The following is a 17,520-nucleotide window of genomic DNA, read 5'->3' as shown; positions in this document are numbered from 1 at the left end:
CACATCGCACCAATACTCAACACATTCACCTTTGCGGACCGTCTAACTTTATGCAAATTCACCACCTCTGATGCAGCAATATATCGTTTCAGCTTGTATTCGAGGTGAATGAAATCGGCCCGCAGCTTAGTTCAAGTCCACTTTGCGGTTGATGCCGTCGATCTCAAATGACGCCTCGATATCGCCATTAACGACTTTGGCAGTTCCGCTGGAAAATCCGCCCATATCGAACAGATTGACCGACACGTCCTGCAAATTGGCTGGCTGGCGGCAGGCAAACTCGATGTCGAAAGTGACCATCCACTGCCCATCTCTCTTAACGATCGATTCGCTTCCTTCATCATAAGAACAGCCCGCAGTCTGATTGAATGCAAACTTGGACCCGATAGAGGGTTCAATGTCGTCGATTTCGTCCGCGATGGCGCGCGAAAGTTCGTCGCGCAGGTCATTGTAGTCGTCAAATTCGGGGACGCCGTGGTTCTCAGGCGGAATAGCCAGATTTGAGGCGACCCCGTAATTGGCCATGGGCGATTCGATCACCACCCCGACAAAGTCAGGATCAACGACGAAGACAAGGGTGACCGGCCCAGCTCCCTCGAATTGAGTTGGTTGCGCGCCCTCAGATGATGCCTGTTCCGATGGTGTCGGCTCAGCTTGGGCCGAACATCCGGCCAAGAGCGCTGCTGCGGCTGCAAGTGGCACTATTCTCATAGAGCATCTCTTTCTGGGTGCGTCATCGCACCCGTCTGTAATCCTCGCCGCCAATCCACACGACGCCGTATTGACCGCCCTTGGCACTGCGTTTGCGCGAGGCGCTATAGAAGACCGAGGTTCGCAACACCCGCCCATTGCCATAGCGCAAAGTCAAATTGGGGCCATCAAGGCTCCAGCGGCCAGCAGTGCTCGATCTTGCCCCGGCCGCAACGCGCGGCGCGCTGCCAGATTTGGTGCTGCCTTGAGAAAATGTGCCGTCACTGCGGAAAGTAAACTGTTTGACCTCCGCGACGAGTGTCTGCCCACCAAGCGCGGTATTTCCGCCGCCACCAATGGCTTGATACGTGCCGGACAAAAACTGCGCGGAAGGCAACGGCTTTGGTGGTCCAACAGTAGGCTTCAGATCTGAGCTTTTACCGTTCTGCCAGCGCACGCGGTATTCGCCTCCGGCTCGTTGCCATGTGCCAACATCTTTGCGGGGAAGCGCCGACATATTGATGCTATCCACCGCAAAGCTGCCGAGTTTTGCCGCCCAGCCGCCCTCAAGCAGCGCGACGAGATTATACGTCGGGTAGACAGCCCCGCCAACGCCGTAGCTATATTTAAGATCAAACAGGACCTGTGAAACCGCAGGGCCAGTTGTGGCAGTCGGGCTGGAGCGCTCCGCCGCAGTGCGAACGGGGGTCTGCCGCGCAGTAGGCGTTACGCTGGATCCGCCAGAGAGAGCCGCCATCTTTTCGATGCTGGTCGCCATCCTGCCAGCCAACCCCGGCTCAGACTTGGGCGCAAAATGGGCTAGCGCGAGGAACACACCGCTCGCTTGCCGCACACCGATCACCTTGCCGCGCATCACGACATTGCGCCGCTCATACTCAAGATCATGAACCGCAACTTGGCTCTGACTTCCCGGTTCAGACACCAGGACAGCGTCGGCGTGCTGCGTCAGGCCGTCCGCAATCATTTTGACCGCCGCCACCGGGTCTGTGACGTCGGCAATCTCGCGGAACAGCATCGCTTCGCGGCCATTGGCAGATCGGTAGACGGTCAGATCTCCGCGCTGCGAGCTTTGCCAGCCCTCTGGCGCGACCGCCGCGGGGCCAGCCAGCGCTGCCGGCGCGCCTAAAGTCAGCGATAATACGATAGCAAACAACGCACGGACCATGCCAGAACTCCCTGCCCTGATATCCTGTTATCGATGCCCCGGGCTGCATGATGCTGGACACCAATAAGAATGTCTACCTATTTGGCCCAGCCTCACCGCCGCTCTTCAAAGAACCCGCGCAGCAGCTCTGCCGCCTCGCTCTCACCAATGCCCGCATAGACTTCAGGCCGGTGCAGCGCTTGAGGGTGCTCAAAAACACGCGCGCCATGTTCCACCCCGCCGCCCTTGGGGTCGCTCGCGCCGTAATAGAGCTTCGCAAGCCGCGCATGCGCAATCGCGCCCGCACACATAGCGCAAGGCTCCAGCGTCACCCATAGTTCGCAATCCGTAAGTCGCTCATTGCCAAGCGCTTTAGCAGCGGAACGAATGGCGATAATCTCCGCATGCGCGGTCGGGTCATGGCCTTCGCGCGGGGCATTGCGCCCCTCGCCAATGATTGCCCCATCCTTGACCACCACCGCGCCAATCGGCACTTCGCCCGCCACAGCAGCCTCGCTGGCCAGTGCTAGTGCGCGCTGCATAGGTTCGGGGATTGGCCAAGTGCTCATCGCATCGCGCGTTACCCTGCCTCATCGGTAGTCGCAAATGCGCTTTAGTCTGTTTCTTGGTTGGGGATTTGCTTGACGATTCGCGTATGCGCAGTTATGCGCGCGCTCTTCCGGGACAACCCGAGCTTCTGGGCCAGCGAATCTTTGGCGGCCTGCAACTGTGAACGAACGAGATTTATCATGTCGCGTATTTGCGAACTTACCGGCAAAGGCCGCCAAGTCGGCAACAATGTCAGCCACGCCAATAACAAGACCAAACGCGTCTTTCTGCCTAACTTGCAGAATGTAACGCTGCTGAGCGAAAAGCTGGACCGCAGTTTTAAGTTCCGCGTGTCAACGAATGGCCTGCGCTCGGTTGAGCATAATGGCGGTCTCGACAATTGGCTGCTCAAGACCAGCGACGACAAACTGTCGCCGCGCGCCGTCAAGGTGAAGCGCGAGCTTAAGAAAGCTGCTGCCGAAGCCGCTTAATCGCGCATCAGTTTTGATGGGCGCAAAAAAGGGCGTGCGAGGCGTACTCGCGCGCCTTTTTGCTTTTGAGCCATTGTTTGAAGCTTAACCACCCGCTCTAAAAACAATCCGCCCAGCTGAGTTTCAGCAAAAGCGTCCGCTGAAAGAGGCTGAAATTATCGTCTGAGATCAGCCAGATATCGCATGCACCATCGGCTCGCTGCTTAAGCGCAATCCCCTCATAATTATCCGGCGGAATGGGGGCATCTAGCCGCGCAAACACCTCGATCGGCCAGTTTTCGCCTTCTTCTATTTCACCGGGATCCGCCACAGCAATTACCACATGCCAGCTGGGCCAAGGCAGAAGATCATAATTGCGCAATAGGATCAGCACGCGGCCATCGGGCACCGGCACCATGTCGACCGGGCGCATTTCATCGGGCGTCGCGAGCTGAAAAACCAGCGGCTCTGCTCCAGTTAACGGATCGCTCGGAAAAAGCAGTCCCTCATGACTGTCTCCGCCAAACCGGGTGCGTTGCTCAGCCAGCACAATAAAGCGGCCATCAGCAAGGCGGGCCATCGCCTCTGGCCCTGAAAACTCGCTCCAGAGCGCCATCTCATTCGGTGTGGCGCGCTCGCCGACTTGCGTGAAATCGGCATGGCGATCAATCGCATTGGAGCGCTCATAAGCAGCCCATAACGTTCCGCCTTCAGTGTCCTGCGTCATTGCCTCCAGATCGACATCGCGCTTGTCGCGGTTTTCGGCGTTCGGAAAGGCGCCAAAAACCGCCTTTGAATCGCCCTCGTCAGGTGGAGTAAGCGAGAGCAATCGCCCCGCATCGCTGCCCGCAAGCAATCGTCCATCGGGACGATAGAGGAGCGCGGAGTAACCGCCAAAATGATCGTTTTCGCTGGTGAGATGCCATGCGCCTTCGAGCGCGAATGGCCCAATCTGCACCTCCTCCAATGCAAGGTCGGTCAGGGTAAGACCGGAGGAAAAGTCTGGCTCTGGCATCGGCGTGCGCACAAAGGTCCCCGGCGCTAAACCAAGCGCAACACACAGTGTCAGAAGCAAACGTTTGCGGCGCATGGTAGCGCTAGGCCTATATCTTACATTGGGCCGACAAAGAGCAGAGGATCGAGCCTTGCCTCGCGCCATTTCAGACCCCAATGCAAATGCGGGCCGGTAGAGCGTCCGGTGGAACCTACATTGCCGATATGTTCACCTTGACGCACCTGATCGCCCTCTTCCACCATCAGTTTCGAAGCATGTAGAAACGCGCTGTTCAGCCCGCCGCCGTGATCAATGATAATCAGACCGCCTTCGAGGCTGAAGCCAGTCCGCGCGAGCACAACAACGCCGTCAGCAGGCGCGACAAAAGGCACGCCGTGCCCCGGCGCAATATCAATTCCGCTATGATAGCTGCCCGCCTCCCCGCCGCGATAGATACGCTGGCGACCGAAATGCCCCGAAATACGGCCCTTAACCGGCCAGATGAAATCCTGACTAAAGCCAGTCGCGCCGGTCAGTTTCTCACGCGCAGCCTTAATCGCCAGCCATTCCGGTTCGCGCCGCTTCCACCATGCCTCGCTCGACCCGCTGGGGCGCTTAGCCACATTAACGTGCTGAATATTCCACTCGCGCCGCGTGATGGTGAGCGTCTTGGTCTTGACGCTGCCATCTTCCATTTCCGCGCGTAGCACCGCCTCGCCGCCTGCATCGCGATCAAATGCTCCAAAGAACTTATCCGAACTGTCGAGCTCCAGCGGGGTGTCATTGAGAAATGCGTTTCTGGTGCCGAAAGGTACTTGCCCCTTGATCCAGCCGCCTTGCGTGAGCTCGCCCGAGTAAACGAAATCGGCGGGGCGAGTGGGTTCAGGTTCAGGCGGTACTGGTGGTGGGGGCACCGCAATAGTCCGTATAGCCGGAGGCGGGCTAACTGATGCCGTATCGGCTGCTACTTCCGGCTCAGCGGCGGCGGGAACGCATGCCGTCACAAGCCCTAAACAAGCGAAGGCGCAGGCCGATGACATCGCCGCTCTTGTGATCACGGCTTAAGCCGCTCAGTTGCCATTTCCGCGCTCGCATAAGGTTCCTGATAGTGCACGCTCCAATAGCGCAGCTCCTCCAGCGGCACAGCCTCGCCGCTCACTGCGCAGAAGACATGCTGGCCTGCACGCAGCACACGAAAGCCATTAGGGCCATATTGCAGCTTTGCCTCGCCGCCAGCCGATTTTTTATCTGATGACATCAACATATGCGCTCCCTTAGCAAGGGGTTGCTATCCGAACAAATCATCTTGCACGCCGCCTGTGTCAGTTTGCTGAATAGGTGCCTTGCTCCTGGGCTTTTTTTGCTTGGGCGGCGGGCTTTTCGGTGTGGGTGGCGCGTCGCCTGTTGTAACGCTCAAATCACCATCACGGAATTTGAGCGTCAGCGCCGCTTCTTTCGCAGCTTGCGCCTTGTCCGTCAGTGTCGTGCCCGCCTCGCTCATCACCCGCACATAGCCGCGCGCCAGCGGGCGATCAGGGTGCAATTGCTCGGCCAGCCGCGCCTGACCTGCCAGTTTTTCGCGGCTCTGCGTTATTTTGCGCTGGACCAATGCAGGGTCCAGCCGCTGCGCCGCCAAGGCCTGTCGCCCATCGCGCAATCCCCGTTGCAGCACGGTTGGCGATAGCCGCAAGCGCCCCAAAGCCTCGCGCCCTTTGCCCGCCCGGTCCATCAGCCCGCGCCGCAAGCGCTCCGCCATATCATCCAGCCGCTGCGCTTGAGGTTGCAGCAAGACTTCGGGCTTGGGCATCCGCTCTGCCCGCGCTGTCAGCCGCTCGCGGCCAAGCGCCACCGGACGCAGGATCGCACTGCGAGAGCGGGCGGAAAAATCGCCGAGCGTCGCGGAAAGTTCCGCGCGAACAGGCACCGCCATTTCCGCCGCTGCTGTGGGTGTTGGCGCGCGGCGGTCTGCGGCGAAATCCGCTAAAGTCGTATCTGTCTCATGCCCAACCGCACTGATCGTGGGGATGGTGCAATCGGCGATAGCGCGCACCACCGCCTCTTCATTAAAGCCCCACAGATCCTCAATCGAGCCGCCGCCGCGTGCGACAATAACCAGATCGGGCCGGTCGCCGTGCCCCTCGGGCAGTTCTGAAAATCCGCGCACCGCGCCCGCAACTTGTTCGGCAGCGCCTTGGCCCTGAACCAGCACTGGCCAGACAATCACGCGGCTAGGGAAACGATCCGCCAGCCGGTGCAGAATGTCCCGGATCACCGCGCCAGTGGGCGAGGTCACGACGCCAATTGTGCGCGGCAAGTAGGGCGGCGCTCGCTTGCGTTCAGGCGCGAACAGCCCCTCTGCCTCGAGCCGCGCTTTGGTTTTCTCCAGCAAGGCTAGCAGCGCGCCCTCTCCGGCAAGCTCCATCCGCTCAATCACGATCTGGTATTTCGATTGCCCAGGATAAGTGGTGAGCTTGCCCGTCGCGATGACCTCTAGCCCTTCCTCAGGCTCGAAACTCATCCGCGCCGCATTTCCCTTCCAGATAACCGCATCGAGATTGGCTTTTTCGTCCTTCAGCGTAGTGTAGACATGCCCCGAACGCGGGCGCGATACGCGCGAAATCTCTCCCCGAACTCGGACGAAACCAAACTGATCTTCGACCGTCCGCTTCAAACGCGCGGAAATCTCGCTGATCGAATAGGCTTGCGCGTTGTCGCCCGCAGCTTCCCGCGCTACGAGGCCTTTTTCGCTATCATCATCGTCGGAGAAGGAATTGGCGGGCATGAATATCCTGTTGCTTGGATCGGGCGGGCGCGAACATGCGCTTAGCTGGAAGCTGGCGCAATCCCCCACTTGCAGCGCGCTCTACGCTGCCCCCGGAAATCCGGGCATTGCGGAGGGAGCGACGTGCGTTCCGCTGGATGCGGGCGATCATGATGCAGTGACCCAGTTCTGCCGCACAAACGACATTGGCCTTGTTGTGATTGGGCCGGAGGCACCGCTGGTCGATGGGCTGGGCGATAGTTTGCGCGCCGCAGACATTCCCGTGTTCGGCCCTTCGAAAGAGGCCGCCCAGCTGGAGGGCAGCAAAGGCTTCACCAAGGATTTATGCGCGCGGGCAGATATCCCAACGGCGGGCTATGTCCGCACCAGCTCATTGGAGCAGGCGCTTGGCGCGCTGACCCGTTTTGATGCGCCGTTCGTGCTCAAGGCGGACGGGCTCGCAGCAGGCAAGGGCGTGGTGATCGCCGAAACGCGAGAGGACGCGGAAGCGACGCTCACCGATATGTTCGATGGCAAATTCGGCGATGCCGGCGCCGAGGTTGTCATTGAAGAATTTCTGCGCGGCGAAGAGGCGAGCTTCTTCGCAATCACTGATGGCGAGACAATCGTCCCGATTGGCACTGCGCAGGATCACAAACGCGTAGGCGAAGGCGACACTGGTCCCAATACGGGGGGGATGGGCGCCTATTCGCCTGCTCCAGTGTTGACGGACGAATTGCAAGAACAAGCCATGCGAGAGATTATCGAGCCGACGGTCAAGATGATGGCGGCCGACGGCAATCCCTATTCCGGCGTGCTCTATGCTGGCTTCATGCTGACCGAGAGTGGCCCGCAATTGATCGAATATAATGCGCGGTTTGGTGATCCAGAATGCCAAGTGCTGATGATGCGGTTGGAAAGCGATCTGGTCGAACTGATGCTGGCCTGCGCGAATGGGACATTGGGCGAAGTCGCTGCGCCAGTACTTTCTGATGACTTTACCATGACCGTTGTGATGGCCGCAGAAGGCTATCCCGGCACGCCCAAAAAGGGCGGCGTGATTGAACTGGGCATTGCGGAAGCAGACGGCGCGAAAGTCTTCCATGCTGGCACCAAGCTGGATGGCGAGCAATTGGTGTCCTCCGGCGGCCGCGTGCTCAATGTAACGGCCCGGGGCAGCAGCGTCACAGAGGCACAGACGAACGCTTATACCGCGCTCGACAAGATCGAGTTTGCTGACGGTTTCTGCCGCCGCGACATCGGATATCGCGAAGTCGCGCGCGAGGCTCAATAAGACACGTGACCGAAACTCGCTCAAAGCCAAGAGGACCGCGTCAGGCGCTGATATTGGCCGGGCTTGTCGCAGTGGGCTTCGCCATGTCCGTATTGCTACGCCAATCGGTCTTTACCGGCGAGGATCTCTCCGAATTTGGTTGGGCTGAGCGTATCTTGGCCGAAGAGGGATATCCCGTGGGCGGCAGCCCGGATGGCGATGTGACCGTCATGGTTTTCACTGATTACGCATGCGGAATTTGCCGTATCTCCGACCCGGAGCTGGAACGGGCAGCGGAAGAGGATGGCAATGTGCGGATCGTCTACCGGCTCTGGCCAGTATTCGGCCCGCCTTCAGAACGCGCCGCGCGGCTGGCGATGGCCGCTGATAGGCAAGGCGTGTTCGCGCCATTCCATACCGAGTTGCTCGCCAGCGCAGCTCTCTCACCGCAAGGCATTCAACGCACATTGGAACAGGCGGGCGGGAACTGGAACAGAGCCCAAAGTGACCTGGCCGAACATGGCGAAGCCGTGGACGCAGCGCTCAGCGCAACCCACAAATCCGCCTTCCGCATGAGCTTGCGCGGGACACCCGCCTATCTGGTCGGACCATATTTGCTGCGCGGCAAGGGCAGTGAAGGGATGTTCAAAAAGGCGTTTGAGCGGGCGCGGAAAGAAAAGGGTAAGTAGTAGGCTGGCTTGAGCGGATAATCGGTTGAGACTAGCCTAACAAGGATATGGCGAAAACTGAAACCTCCCAATACGTAATTTTAGCCAGCGATGAGGCTATGGCGCTCTGGCGCGAAGGCAAAGAGGCGTGGAATGCCTGGGTTGAAGAGAACCCGAATGCCAATGTCGATTTTTCTAGTCAGGAGTTTGGAAGTAGCTCAGATCACAACGGAGAGGCCGGACACGTAAACTTCTCTGGCTACCACTTTCCAAATGGGCGGATCAACTTTTCGGGTGCTACTTTTCACGCTGGTCATATCACGTTTATGCGGGCTAAGTTCGGACAGAGCGAAATCAACTTTGACCAAGCTCAGTTCGGAAACGGTCAGATAATTTTCAATGATGTGGATTTTGGCAAGAGCATCATTCGCTGCTTCGAGACGGCTTTCGGAGAAGGTATATTAAGTTTTAGTAACGCCAATTTCGAAAAGGCTAGGGTGCTATTCTACGCCACTGCGTTTCATAAAACGAAGGTCGGTTTTATGAATTGTACCTTCGGGGAAGCCATAAGATTCTATGAGCTCACAGGCTTAGAAGAAGTGCCCACTTTCTCCTTCCATGGATCGAGCTTTGAAAAGCTCTTTACCTTCTCCCACACGGGAAAAATGGGGTGCCCTCTTGACCTGAGGCGCACCAAAATATCTCACAATGTAGTGCTGAATGATGTAATCTGCGAATTTGAAGCTAGTCCGATGCCGCGCTGGGCAGTGCTCGCTAGCCGATATTGGTCAGGCATGCCCGCCGGTAGTGAGCCCGTCTGGCGCTGGGCCTGCAATGCCAAAGAGAAGGAAGACAGTCAGAGATTTCGTCGCTTGAAGGAATTGGCGCTCAACAATCGCAATCATGCAAAAGCTCTGGAATTTCACGTCCAGGAAATCCGAACACGACGCGGTCACGAAACGAATTGGGTGCAAAACGCGGGACAGACGCTCTATTGGGCGTTGGGTGATTATGGCCGAAGCGTTTTTCGCCCATTCAGCTGGCTCCTCGCCTTATGGTCGAGTTTCGGCTACCTGTTCTACAACTGGCGCGATGTGGAAGCGACCAGCTTTTCAACCGCCTTGTCCTATTCCGGAAGCCATATTTTGTCGTTTATTCCAATAGGCCGCACTGCAAGGCTTCAAGGTGAGGAACTGTTGTTCGGCAAGGATATGCCAACGCCAGACTGGGCCATCGGATTGGGCGCGATAGAAGCGATCCTAGCTGTGATTTTACTGTTCTTACTGGGCCTTGGCCTGCGCAATATGTTTCGCGTGTAATCAGCCAAGCTTTTCAGCCACCAGCGCTTTCAAATCGACTTCAGGACGCGGGCCGTAATGGCTGATCACTTCCGCCGCCGTCACAGCCCCGCGTGCGAGGCAGCGCTCCAGCGGTTCACCCTTGGCATAGCCTGAGAGGAAGCCCGCCGCGAACTGATCTCCAGCGCCGGTCGTGTCGACCACCTTGTCAACCGGCTGGGCCTTAACTTCCGCCCGCTCGCCATGCGCGATTGCGATCGCGCCCGCTTCGCCCTTCGTCGCCACCAGCACAGGCACTTTCCCGGCGACCGCAGCGACCCCAGCCTCAAAATCAGCCTCGCCGGTCAGCGTCGCCAGCTCATGCTCATTGACGAACAGGATATCAATCACGCCGTCCTCAATCATTGAGCGAAAATCATCGCCGTGGCGATCAATCACAAAGCTCTCGCTCGCGGTGAAGGCGACCTTGCGGCCTGCTGCGCGCGCAACCTCAATGGCGCGGCGCATGGCGCGGCGTGGCTCTTCCGGATCCCACAGATAGCCCTCGAGATAGAGGATGCCCGCGCTTGCAATCAGCTCTTCATCCAGTGCAGCCGCAGGCAGATATTGCCCGGCGCCGAGGAAGGTGTTCATCGTCCGCTCGCCATCAGGGGTCACGAAGATTAGGCAGCGCCCTGTCGGTGGGTCGCCCGCGCGCGGCGCGGTATCGAAGTCAATTCCGGTTGCGCGCATATCATGCGTGAAAACCTCGCCAAGCTGATCATCTGCTACCTGCCCGATGAAAGCGCATTGCAGCCCCAACATGGACGCGCCCGCCAGCGTATTTGCCGCTGAGCCGCCTGAAATCTCCCGCGCAGTGCCCATCGCATCATAGAGCGTTTTAGCCTCGTCCGTATCGACCAGCGTCATTCCGCCGCGATTAAGGCCAAGCTCTTCAATCAGCTCGTCGTCACAAGAGGCGATCACATCGACGACGGCATTTCCGATCGCGATTACGTCATAACGTGGCTCAGTCATTTCAGGCGGACTTTCTGCTAATAAGAATGGAAATCTGTTCAGATCATCGCCGCCCGTTAGCGGTTGATCGAGAGAACGCCAAGGGTAGCGTTGACTTAGCCGCACTCTCAACGCAAGTCGCAGCCTAGTGATGATGTCTCTGCCCAGCGCCCTTCTGCTTGCCTTTGGTCAGCTTAGCGACACCGCTATTCTCAAAGTGCTCGGTAAGTCGCTCGCCATTACACTGGCGATCTTTGCGGTAATTGGAGCATTAGTCTGGTGGGTTGTGGCGGAGGAAATCACGTCTTTTGCAGGCGCCATGGGCGATGATGATTACACTGGGATCTTCGCCACGCTCATCACTGTGCTAATTGTCGGTTTTGGCGGATGGCTCTTGTTCCGTATTATCGCGCTGGCCGTGATCCAATTCTTCGCTGATGAAGTCGTGCGCGCGGTGGAGTGCAAACATTACCCGGGGCACGCCAATACGCCGGGCCTACCCTTCAAGACGGAATTACGCCACAGCATCCGCGCCGCTGCCCGCGCACTCGGCGTCAATTTGCTCGCTGCACCCATTGCGCTGCTGCTCCTATTCACTGGCATCGGCAGCGCGCTGGTGTTCTGGGCCGCTAATGCGTTTCTCCTGGGCCGCGAATTGCAAGATATGGTGTGGCTACGTCATCAACATGATGATAGCGAAGTTACCCCGATTAACGGGCTCAACCGTTTTGCATTGGGCGGTGTCATCGCGCTGTTGCTGGCTGTGCCATTTGCCAATTTTTTCGCGCCGATTCTGGGCGCAGCTGCCGCCACCCATCTCGTTCATAACCGAAAGCCTGCCCCCCATGGATCTAAAGATGCGCCTGCCTAAGCGAATTCCGATGCATCAATGGAGCGCCTTGATTATTGCCGCGAGCCTGGCAGGCTGTGTCGGCGCGCCATCCGGAGCGCCGGTGCAATCACGCCCGGTGAGCCAGCCAGCGCCTGCCAATAGGCCTGCGCCCGCCGCTCCGCTGCCCACGCAGGCCGCCCCTTCGAGCAACACCTTTATCGCTCCACAAGTGCTCCAGGCCCCGGGGCTGCGCGGTGTGATAGGGTCAAGCGAGCGGCGCCTCACTCAGATTTTCGGACCTCCGCGGCTGAATGTGCGCGAAGGCGATGCGTTAAAGCTGCAATTTCGCGGGCGCGCCTGCGTGCTCGACGTCTTTCTCTACCCGCTCCAGCCGAGCCAAGAGCCGAGTGCAACCCATGTTGAGGCGCGCCGCGCCAGCGATGGGCAGCCGGTCAATCGCGGGGCGTGTGTCGCGGCGCTAAGGCGCTGATTTGCCCTCGCTGCACCCAGCTAAAACTCCCTATTGAGGCGGGAAGTAACCCCGTTTTAAGGGTATTGTGGCATTGCAGACCCTCAATTCAGGGGGTCAATCCGCACCATGAGCATGCAATTCGCGAATCTCGCCAAATCTGTCGCTGAAGACGGCCACGTTTCTGCAGAGGAAATCCTCTCACTGCGCCGGTTGGGCTGGGGCGACGGGATCATGACGCGCGAGGAAGCCGAGGCGATCTTCACGATCAACAATCAGATCAAGGATCCGAGCGACGATTGGGTTGATTTCTTCGTCGAGGCGATCCGCGAATTTGTGCTGAATGGCACAGAGCCAAAATACATGTGCGATGCGAAAGAGGCCGCATGGCTGATCGCTCAGCTCGATGCAGATGGAAAGCTCGAAAGCATGGCCGAGCTTGAGGCGCTGGTACGCATTATTGAGCGTGCTGAAAACGTCGATGACAGCCTCAAGGTTTACACGCTCAAACAAATCGAACATGCCGTTCTGAATGGCAAGGGGCCAACGCGCGGCAATGGTACCCTAGAGAGCTGTCACATCACCACGACCGAATGCTCGATCCTACGCCGCGTTGTCTTCGCTGCGGGCGGCGAAGGGCCAGCCGCTGTGAGCCGGTATGAGGCAGAAATGCTGTTCCGGATCAAGGATGCAACGCTCAAAGCTTCCAACGCGCTGGAATGGCCGAAACTGTTCGTTGATGGCGTGGCGAACTACCTGCGCGGCTTTTCCGCCGCCAATGCGCAGCTCTCGCATGAACGCATGAAAGAGCTCGAAAATTTCATGAATGACACCTCTGGCGGTGTCGGTCAGTTCTTTGGCCGGATGGCGAAGAGCGCTCCTGCAGTTCACAATCACTTCGGCGCGGTTTTTGGCAAGAAAGACACCAACTCCTCTTTCACCGAACGCGCTGCAGCAGGCGAAGCGGTTACCGAGGCTGAGCAGAACTGGCTCGGCAGCATGGTCGATGCCGATGGCGAGCTTGATGCGCTGGAAATTCAGCTGCTGGAGCGCGTGGCTGAAGACCTGAGCTAACGCTTAGGATATTGCGCTAAAGTTGTCGCTGGCGAGCGTGCACCAGCGGCGCTGGCGATGCCCATAGAATATGCGCGCAAACGCCGCGATGAGCGGTGTGAGTAGGCCTGCCTCGATGTAAACGCGGTCCGTGTACCGGGTCTTCTCGCCCGAGGTCTTGTCAACTTCCGGCGCAATTTCGATCCAGTGGTCCCAGCGTTTGATCAACGGGCCATAACCATTGTCACGCAAATAGCGCGTGTTTTCTGTGGATGTGCCCCGCTCATCGGTATCGGGAAAGCTGATCCGTATTGCCTGCCAGCCAATTGGGATGACGCCGAATAACAGCATCCATGCCCGGTATTCGCCTTCGGTCCAGCGCTCTGGGAAGGGCGTTGCCTTGGTCGGCACAAACCGAATCAGTGGGTGCGTTATGTGATGCAGCAAGGCTGATGAGCCAACGTGATGCCATGCCTCGTCCGCTGTGCAATCCAGTGTTGAGGTCAGCTCAACAATACGGGTCATCAGACCATAAAGCTCTCGCCGCAGCCGCAAGCGCCCTTGGCATTGGGGTTTTTAAAGGTAAAACCGGCAGAGAAATCGTCGACTACCCAGTCCATAATGCTGCCGATCAGATAAAGCACGCTCGCCCCGTCAATGTAGAATACACCGCCGGGGGTGACGATTTTCTCATCCATCGCGACTTCTTCAGTGACGTAATCGACTGAGTAGGCAAGGCCGGAACAGCCGCGCCGCGGCGTCGACAGCTTTACACCAATCGCATCGACTGGTGCCTTTTCCATTAGCTCAGCAATACGCGCCTCTGCGCCTTTGGTGAGCGTCACAGCGGCTGGAATCTCGCGGGTTTTCGTGTCAGTCATAATTCGCTTCCTGAGCGGTAGGCGGGTTTGTCATATCATGGAGTGAGAATAGTACCGAGCGAGAACCGGCGCGCAGCGGACTAAAGGTCCGTGAGCACCGGAAGCGGAGGAAGGTGCTGTTCGCAGCCCGTGAGATGGCATAGGCCAGCACCGCTCAGAGCATTCCCAATTCTAAGCGCGCCTCATCTGTCATCTTTTCCGGGCTCCATGGTGGATCCCATACCAGATTAACCTCTGCATCGCGAACACCGGGCACGCTCGCCGCGCGTAGCTCAACTTCGCCCGGCATACTTTCAGCCACTGGGCAATGCGGCGTGGTGAGCGTCATAATCACCTCGACATCGGCATCTTCCGACACTTCAACCCCGTAAATCAGCCCGAGATCGTAGATATTGACCGGGATTTCCGGGTCGTAAATCTCTTTGAGCGCGTCAATCACCGCCTGTTGCAGCGCGCTGCCCGCACCGCCTACCGCATCGCCTTCAGGTTTCTTCTGCAAAAAGCCTTCGAGATAATCGCGCTTGCGCTCCAGCTTTTCGCCAGCAGTTTCCGGCTCCAGTTCCGTGTCCACCACATCGCTAACCCGCGCGCGCGGCGGCTTTTGCGGCGTTTCTGCGGCCACAAACTCATTCTCTTTTTCTGGCTTGTTCATCTCTTTGTATTCCTAGCCGAAAATCTTTTGCGTGCGTTCAATGCCGCGCACCAGCGCCGCGATATCATCTTGCGTCGAGTATAGACCAAAGCTGGCCCGCGCCGTCGCCGGGATGCCGTAATGATCCATAAGCGGCTGCGCACAGTGATGGCCCGCGCGGATCGCGACATTCTCTTCATCTAAGATAGTGCCCAGATCGTGCGGGTGAACCCCTTCCATGGTGAAAGAGACAATGCCAGCACTGCTATCTGGGCCGAGCAGATGGATCGAATTGAACCGGCCAAGCGCCTCACGCGTCTCGCGAACCAGCGCATTTTCATGGGCGTACAAGCTGGCCATACCGTCCTCGCCCGCTTGAGCAAGCGTATAGTCGATTGCGGCGTGCAGCGCGATCACCTCAGTGATCATCGGCGTGCCGGCCTCAAAGCGCTGCGGCGGCGGGCCATAGGTTGTTTTTGCGAAGGTCACGCGGTCGATCATCGCGCCTCCGCCTTGCCATGGGGGCATCGCGTCCAGCAGCTCTTCGCGAGCCCACAGCACGCCAATGCCCGTAGGCCCGTAGAGCTTGTGGCCCGAGAAGACGAAGAAATCGCAATCAAGCTCCGCCATATCGAGGCGCATGCGCGGTGCGCTCTGACAGCCATCGAGCAGGATCTTCGCACCAATGCTGTGTGCTGCTTTCGCAGCGCGTTTTGCACCCAGAACAGAGCCGAGAACGTTGGAAACATGGGCCAGCGCGACGAGCTTATGCTGCTCGGTGAGGTTCGCTTCCAGCCAATCGAGATCAATTCTTCCATCATCGGTCAGCGGGCAAATGTCGATATGCGCGCCCACACGCTCAGCCAGCATTTGCCACGGCACGATATTGGAGTGATGCTCAAGCTGGCTCAGCATAATCCGGTCACCAGCCGCAATATTCATCCCGCCCCAGCTTTGCGCGACCAGATTGATCCCTTCAGTCGCGCCGCGCACGAACACAATCTCGCTATCGTTCTTCGCGCTGATAAAGCTCGCCACACGGCTGCGCGCCTGCTCGAACCGCCGCGTCATATCCGCCGAACGCGCATAAACACCGCGATGCACTGTGGCATAATCCTCGCCCATTGCGCGCGACATCACGTCGATCACTTGCCTAGGCTTTTGCGCCGTTGCAGCGGTATCGAGATAGTGCCAGCGCGCACCGTCACCGGTCAACAGGCCTGGAAAGTCCGCATGGATGTCGTTTGCCGGGGTAAGGTTTACTGGCGCGTTCACAGTGTCGCTGCCTCCAAATAGGAGAGCGCGCTTTCCAGCATCCGGTCGCGCGCCGCATCATCTTCAATGGCCACAAAGGCATCACCAATAAAGGCCTGCACGAGCAGCTTGCGCGCTACATCAGGGGCGATGCCGCGGGCCGCCATGTAATAGCGGGCCATTTCATCGAGCTGGCCAATCGCCGCGCCATGCGCGCACAGCACATCGTCAGCAAAAATCTCCAGCTCCGGCTTCGTATTGGCGCTTGCGCCCTTTTCCAACAGGATCGCTCGGAAATTTTGTGCTGCATCGGTTTTTTGCGCATCTTTGACCACCTCGATCCGGCCGAGAAAATTGCCCGCTGCGCGGCCCCATTGCACCGCACGGACCACTTGGTTCGAGGTGCCATTGGGCGCCGCATGGATCGTACGCGTGACGAATTCCTGCGTCTTGTCGCCGCCGCCAATGGTCACGCCGCCAAACTCGAAATGCGCGCCTTCTTCCAGCGTCACCTCGATCTCTGCGCGCTGATACTTGCCGCCCGCCAGCACAATGAACGCCTCGAAGCGTCCGCCTTTGCCGACATGCACACGGTAGCGATTGACCATGCCTTCGGCGGTGTCAGGGCCGGAATGCGTACTGATTTCGCGGTGCGTCTCGCCTGCGGGAACTTCGAGCGTGCGCCATTGATTGAGCGTCTCCGGCGCAGCGCCGGCAAGAAAATCCGCATCGGCATAACGCCAGTCTTCATCACGCGTGGTTGGGCGCTCCAGAATAGGTGCCTCAGGCATCCGCCATCACCACGTCATATCCCTCTTCTTCAAGGCGCAATGCAAGCTCTGGACCACCGGTCTGCACGATACGACCATCCGCCAAAATACTGACCTTGTCGGGCTTCACATAGTCGAGCAGGCGCTGGTAATGCGTGATCAGCAGCACGCCCTTGTCGGGTGCGCGCATGATCGCATTGATGCCTTCGCCCACCACGCGCAGAGCGTCGATATCGAGGCCCGAATCGGTCTCGTCCAGAACCGCAAACTGCGGACCAAGAATACCCATTTGCACCATTTCAGAGCGTTTCTTTTCGCCGCCCGAAAAACCGACATTCACATGCCGTTTGAGCATGTCCATATCGAGCCGCAATAGCGCCGCTTTCTCTTTCGCCAGCTTGAGGAATTCTCCGCCAGAAACGGGTTCTTCCCCGCGTTCCTTACGCTGAGAATTGAGTGCCTCGCGCAGAAACTGTACGTTCGACACGCCGGGAATTTCGACCGGATATTGGAAGCCTAGAAAGAGGCCCGCCGCCGCGCGTTCATGCGGGTCCAGCTCCAGCAGATCTTGCCCCATAAATTCGACTGAGCCGCCAGTCACTTCATAGCCCGGACGCCCGCCCAGCACATAAGACAGCGTCGATTTGCCCGCGCCATTGGGGCCCATAATCGCATGCACCTCGCCTGCCGCAACACTCAGCGTCAGGCCCTTTAAGATTTGCTTGCCGTCAATTTCGGCGGAGAGGTTTTCAATTTTCAGCATGGG

At 58.4% G+C, this 17,520-nt stretch carries 21 protein-coding genes; 7 read left to right on the top strand and 14 right to left on the bottom strand.

Annotated features, from left to right (window positions below; genetic code table 11):
• Positions 1-126: 126 nt before the first annotated feature.
• From ACFCXQ_RS03555 to tadA, 3 genes are all read right to left on the bottom strand, one after another.
• On the bottom strand, positions 127-711 hold the full coding sequence (locus ACFCXQ_RS03555) for a hypothetical protein (RefSeq protein WP_379553149.1): 585 nt from the start codon (positions 709-711) through the stop codon (positions 127-129).
• A gap of 22 nt (positions 712-733) precedes the next feature.
• Complete coding sequence (locus tag ACFCXQ_RS03550) at positions 734-1,876, bottom strand: hypothetical protein (protein ID WP_379553147.1); 1,143 nt, start codon at positions 1,874-1,876, stop codon at positions 734-736.
• 92 nt (positions 1,877-1,968) lie between these two features.
• Complete coding sequence (tadA, locus tag ACFCXQ_RS03545) at positions 1,969-2,424, bottom strand: tRNA adenosine(34) deaminase TadA (RefSeq protein ID WP_379553145.1); 456 nt, start codon at positions 2,422-2,424, stop codon at positions 1,969-1,971.
• A 180-nt stretch (positions 2,425-2,604) separates the two neighbouring features.
• Between tadA and rpmB the strand changes: the two genes are divergently transcribed.
• Positions 2,605-2,895, top strand: a complete 291-nt coding sequence (gene rpmB / locus ACFCXQ_RS03540) for a 50S ribosomal protein L28 (RefSeq protein WP_379553143.1) — start codon at positions 2,605-2,607, stop codon at positions 2,893-2,895.
• A 97-nt stretch (positions 2,896-2,992) separates the two neighbouring features.
• Here rpmB and ACFCXQ_RS03535 read toward each other — a convergent pair whose 3' ends face one another.
• The 4 genes from ACFCXQ_RS03535 to xseA form a co-directional block, all read right to left on the bottom strand.
• Positions 2,993-3,964 (bottom strand): esterase-like activity of phytase family protein, encoded by a 972-nt coding sequence (locus ACFCXQ_RS03535; RefSeq protein WP_379553141.1) that lies wholly within the window; start codon positions 3,962-3,964, stop codon positions 2,993-2,995.
• Between the two features lie 20 nt (positions 3,965-3,984).
• Positions 3,985-4,782, bottom strand: a complete 798-nt coding sequence (locus tag ACFCXQ_RS03530; RefSeq protein ID WP_379553139.1) for a M23 family metallopeptidase — start codon at positions 4,780-4,782, stop codon at positions 3,985-3,987.
• A 140-nt stretch (positions 4,783-4,922) separates the two neighbouring features.
• Positions 4,923-5,132 (bottom strand): DUF2093 domain-containing protein, encoded by a 210-nt coding sequence (locus ACFCXQ_RS03525; RefSeq protein WP_379553137.1) that lies wholly within the window; start codon positions 5,130-5,132, stop codon positions 4,923-4,925.
• A gap of 24 nt (positions 5,133-5,156) precedes the next feature.
• On the bottom strand, positions 5,157-6,650 hold the full coding sequence (xseA, locus tag ACFCXQ_RS03520; protein WP_379553135.1) for an exodeoxyribonuclease VII large subunit: 1,494 nt from the start codon (positions 6,648-6,650) through the stop codon (positions 5,157-5,159).
• Between xseA and purD the strand changes: the two genes are divergently transcribed.
• From purD to ACFCXQ_RS03505, 3 genes are read left to right on the top strand one after another with little or no spacing between them, the layout of a single operon-like run.
• The gene (purD, locus tag ACFCXQ_RS03515) at positions 6,649-7,923 is read left to right on the top strand and encodes a phosphoribosylamine--glycine ligase (RefSeq protein ID WP_379553134.1); all 1,275 of its coding nucleotides are present in this window, start codon (positions 6,649-6,651) and stop codon (positions 7,921-7,923) included. The genes xseA and purD overlap by 2 nt on opposite strands.
• A gap of 5 nt (positions 7,924-7,928) precedes the next feature.
• Positions 7,929-8,591 (top strand): DsbA family protein, encoded by a 663-nt coding sequence (locus ACFCXQ_RS03510; protein ID WP_379553132.1) that lies wholly within the window; start codon positions 7,929-7,931, stop codon positions 8,589-8,591.
• 47 nt (positions 8,592-8,638) lie between these two features.
• On the top strand, positions 8,639-9,889 hold the full coding sequence (locus tag ACFCXQ_RS03505; protein ID WP_379553130.1) for a hypothetical protein: 1,251 nt from the start codon (positions 8,639-8,641) through the stop codon (positions 9,887-9,889).
• Here ACFCXQ_RS03505 and ACFCXQ_RS03500 read toward each other — a convergent pair whose 3' ends face one another.
• Positions 9,890-10,885, bottom strand: coding sequence for an adenosine kinase (locus ACFCXQ_RS03500; RefSeq protein WP_379553129.1), 996 nt, complete (start codon positions 10,883-10,885; stop codon positions 9,890-9,892).
• 130 nt (positions 10,886-11,015) lie between these two features.
• Here ACFCXQ_RS03500 and ACFCXQ_RS03495 point away from each other — a divergent pair, with 130 nt between their 5' ends.
• From ACFCXQ_RS03495 to ACFCXQ_RS03485, 3 genes are all read left to right on the top strand, one after another.
• Complete coding sequence (locus ACFCXQ_RS03495) at positions 11,016-11,735, top strand: EI24 domain-containing protein (RefSeq protein ID WP_379553127.1); 720 nt, start codon at positions 11,016-11,018, stop codon at positions 11,733-11,735.
• Between the two features lie 10 nt (positions 11,736-11,745).
• Positions 11,746-12,186 carry a hypothetical protein gene (locus ACFCXQ_RS03490; protein ID WP_379553125.1) on the top strand — a complete coding sequence of 147 codons (441 nt, stop codon included), beginning with the start codon at positions 11,746-11,748 and terminating at the stop codon, positions 12,184-12,186.
• A 108-nt stretch (positions 12,187-12,294) separates the two neighbouring features.
• A complete protein-coding gene (locus tag ACFCXQ_RS03485) occupies positions 12,295-13,239 on the top strand; it encodes a hypothetical protein (protein WP_379553123.1) in 945 nt (314 codons plus the stop codon).
• Between the two features lie 3 nt (positions 13,240-13,242).
• On the opposite strand, the gene ACFCXQ_RS03480 is transcribed toward ACFCXQ_RS03485, so the two are convergent.
• The 6 genes from ACFCXQ_RS03480 to sufC all read right to left on the bottom strand — a co-directional run bounded on the left by ACFCXQ_RS03480 (position 13,243) and on the right by sufC (position 17,517).
• The gene (locus tag ACFCXQ_RS03480) at positions 13,243-13,743 is read right to left on the bottom strand and encodes a hypothetical protein (RefSeq protein ID WP_379553121.1); all 501 of its coding nucleotides are present in this window, start codon (positions 13,741-13,743) and stop codon (positions 13,243-13,245) included.
• Complete coding sequence (locus tag ACFCXQ_RS03475) at positions 13,743-14,099, bottom strand: HesB/IscA family protein (RefSeq protein ID WP_379553119.1); 357 nt, start codon at positions 14,097-14,099, stop codon at positions 13,743-13,745. The genes ACFCXQ_RS03480 and ACFCXQ_RS03475 overlap by 1 nt, the downstream gene beginning before the upstream one ends.
• A 154-nt stretch (positions 14,100-14,253) precedes the next feature.
• The gene (locus ACFCXQ_RS03470; RefSeq protein ID WP_379553117.1) at positions 14,254-14,751 is read right to left on the bottom strand and encodes an SUF system Fe-S cluster assembly protein; all 498 of its coding nucleotides are present in this window, start codon (positions 14,749-14,751) and stop codon (positions 14,254-14,256) included.
• A 12-nt stretch (positions 14,752-14,763) separates the two neighbouring features.
• On the bottom strand, positions 14,764-16,005 hold the full coding sequence (locus tag ACFCXQ_RS03465) for a SufS family cysteine desulfurase (RefSeq protein ID WP_379553115.1): 1,242 nt from the start codon (positions 16,003-16,005) through the stop codon (positions 14,764-14,766).
• Positions 16,002-16,775, bottom strand: coding sequence for a SufD family Fe-S cluster assembly protein (locus ACFCXQ_RS03460; protein ID WP_379553113.1), 774 nt, complete (start codon positions 16,773-16,775; stop codon positions 16,002-16,004). The genes ACFCXQ_RS03465 and ACFCXQ_RS03460 overlap by 4 nt, the downstream gene beginning before the upstream one ends.
• Positions 16,768-17,517, bottom strand: a complete 750-nt coding sequence (gene sufC, locus ACFCXQ_RS03455) for a Fe-S cluster assembly ATPase SufC (RefSeq protein WP_379553111.1) — start codon at positions 17,515-17,517, stop codon at positions 16,768-16,770. Before sufC ends, ACFCXQ_RS03460 begins: the two co-directional genes overlap by 8 nt.
• Positions 17,518-17,520 lie beyond the last annotated feature (3 nt).

The sequence above is a fragment of the Qipengyuania rhodophyticola genome (assembly GCF_042493225.1).
Classification (GTDB): Bacteria; Pseudomonadota; Alphaproteobacteria; order Sphingomonadales; family Sphingomonadaceae; genus Erythrobacter.
Note: the sequence above shows the minus strand (reverse complement) of the source record. Positions and strands in the feature narration are given on the sequence as shown.

Excerpts from the sequence above, each read along its gene's own strand:
- ACFCXQ_RS03550 (WP_379553147.1), bottom strand. The coding sequence starts at position 1,876 with ATGGTCCGTGCGTTGTTTGCTATCGTATTATCGCTGACTTTAGGCGCG.
- ACFCXQ_RS03485 (WP_379553123.1), top strand. The coding sequence starts at position 12,295 with ATGAGCATGCAATTCGCGAATCTCGCCAAATCTGTCGCTGAAGACGGC.
- ACFCXQ_RS03470 (WP_379553117.1), bottom strand. The coding sequence starts at position 14,751 with ATGAACAAGCCAGAAAAAGAGAATGAGTTTGTGGCCGCAGAAACGCCG.
- ACFCXQ_RS03460 (WP_379553113.1), bottom strand. The coding sequence starts at position 16,775 with ATGCCTGAGGCACCTATTCTGGAGCGCCCAACCACGCGTGATGAAGAC.
- ACFCXQ_RS03555 (WP_379553149.1), bottom strand. The coding sequence starts at position 711 with ATGAGAATAGTGCCACTTGCAGCCGCAGCAGCGCTCTTGGCCGGATGT.
- xseA (WP_379553135.1), bottom strand. The coding sequence starts at position 6,650 with ATGCCCGCCAATTCCTTCTCCGACGATGATGATAGCGAAAAAGGCCTC.
- ACFCXQ_RS03500 (WP_379553129.1), bottom strand. The coding sequence starts at position 10,885 with ATGACTGAGCCACGTTATGACGTAATCGCGATCGGAAATGCCGTCGTC.
- rpmB (WP_379553143.1), top strand. The coding sequence starts at position 2,605 with ATGTCGCGTATTTGCGAACTTACCGGCAAAGGCCGCCAAGTCGGCAAC.
- ACFCXQ_RS03475 (WP_379553119.1), bottom strand. The coding sequence starts at position 14,099 with ATGACTGACACGAAAACCCGCGAGATTCCAGCCGCTGTGACGCTCACC.
- sufC (WP_379553111.1), bottom strand. The coding sequence starts at position 17,517 with ATGCTGAAAATTGAAAACCTCTCCGCCGAAATTGACGGCAAGCAAATC.
- ACFCXQ_RS03505 (WP_379553130.1), top strand. The coding sequence starts at position 8,639 with ATGGCGAAAACTGAAACCTCCCAATACGTAATTTTAGCCAGCGATGAG.
- tadA (WP_379553145.1), bottom strand. The coding sequence starts at position 2,424 with ATGAGCACTTGGCCAATCCCCGAACCTATGCAGCGCGCACTAGCACTG.
- purD (WP_379553134.1), top strand. The coding sequence starts at position 6,649 with ATGAATATCCTGTTGCTTGGATCGGGCGGGCGCGAACATGCGCTTAGC.
- ACFCXQ_RS03495 (WP_379553127.1), top strand. The coding sequence starts at position 11,016 with ATGATGTCTCTGCCCAGCGCCCTTCTGCTTGCCTTTGGTCAGCTTAGC.
- ACFCXQ_RS03480 (WP_379553121.1), bottom strand. The coding sequence starts at position 13,743 with ATGACCCGTATTGTTGAGCTGACCTCAACACTGGATTGCACAGCGGAC.
- ACFCXQ_RS03535 (WP_379553141.1), bottom strand. The coding sequence starts at position 3,964 with ATGCGCCGCAAACGTTTGCTTCTGACACTGTGTGTTGCGCTTGGTTTA.
- ACFCXQ_RS03525 (WP_379553137.1), bottom strand. The coding sequence starts at position 5,132 with ATGTTGATGTCATCAGATAAAAAATCGGCTGGCGGCGAGGCAAAGCTG.
- ACFCXQ_RS03490 (WP_379553125.1), top strand. The coding sequence starts at position 11,746 with ATGCATCAATGGAGCGCCTTGATTATTGCCGCGAGCCTGGCAGGCTGT.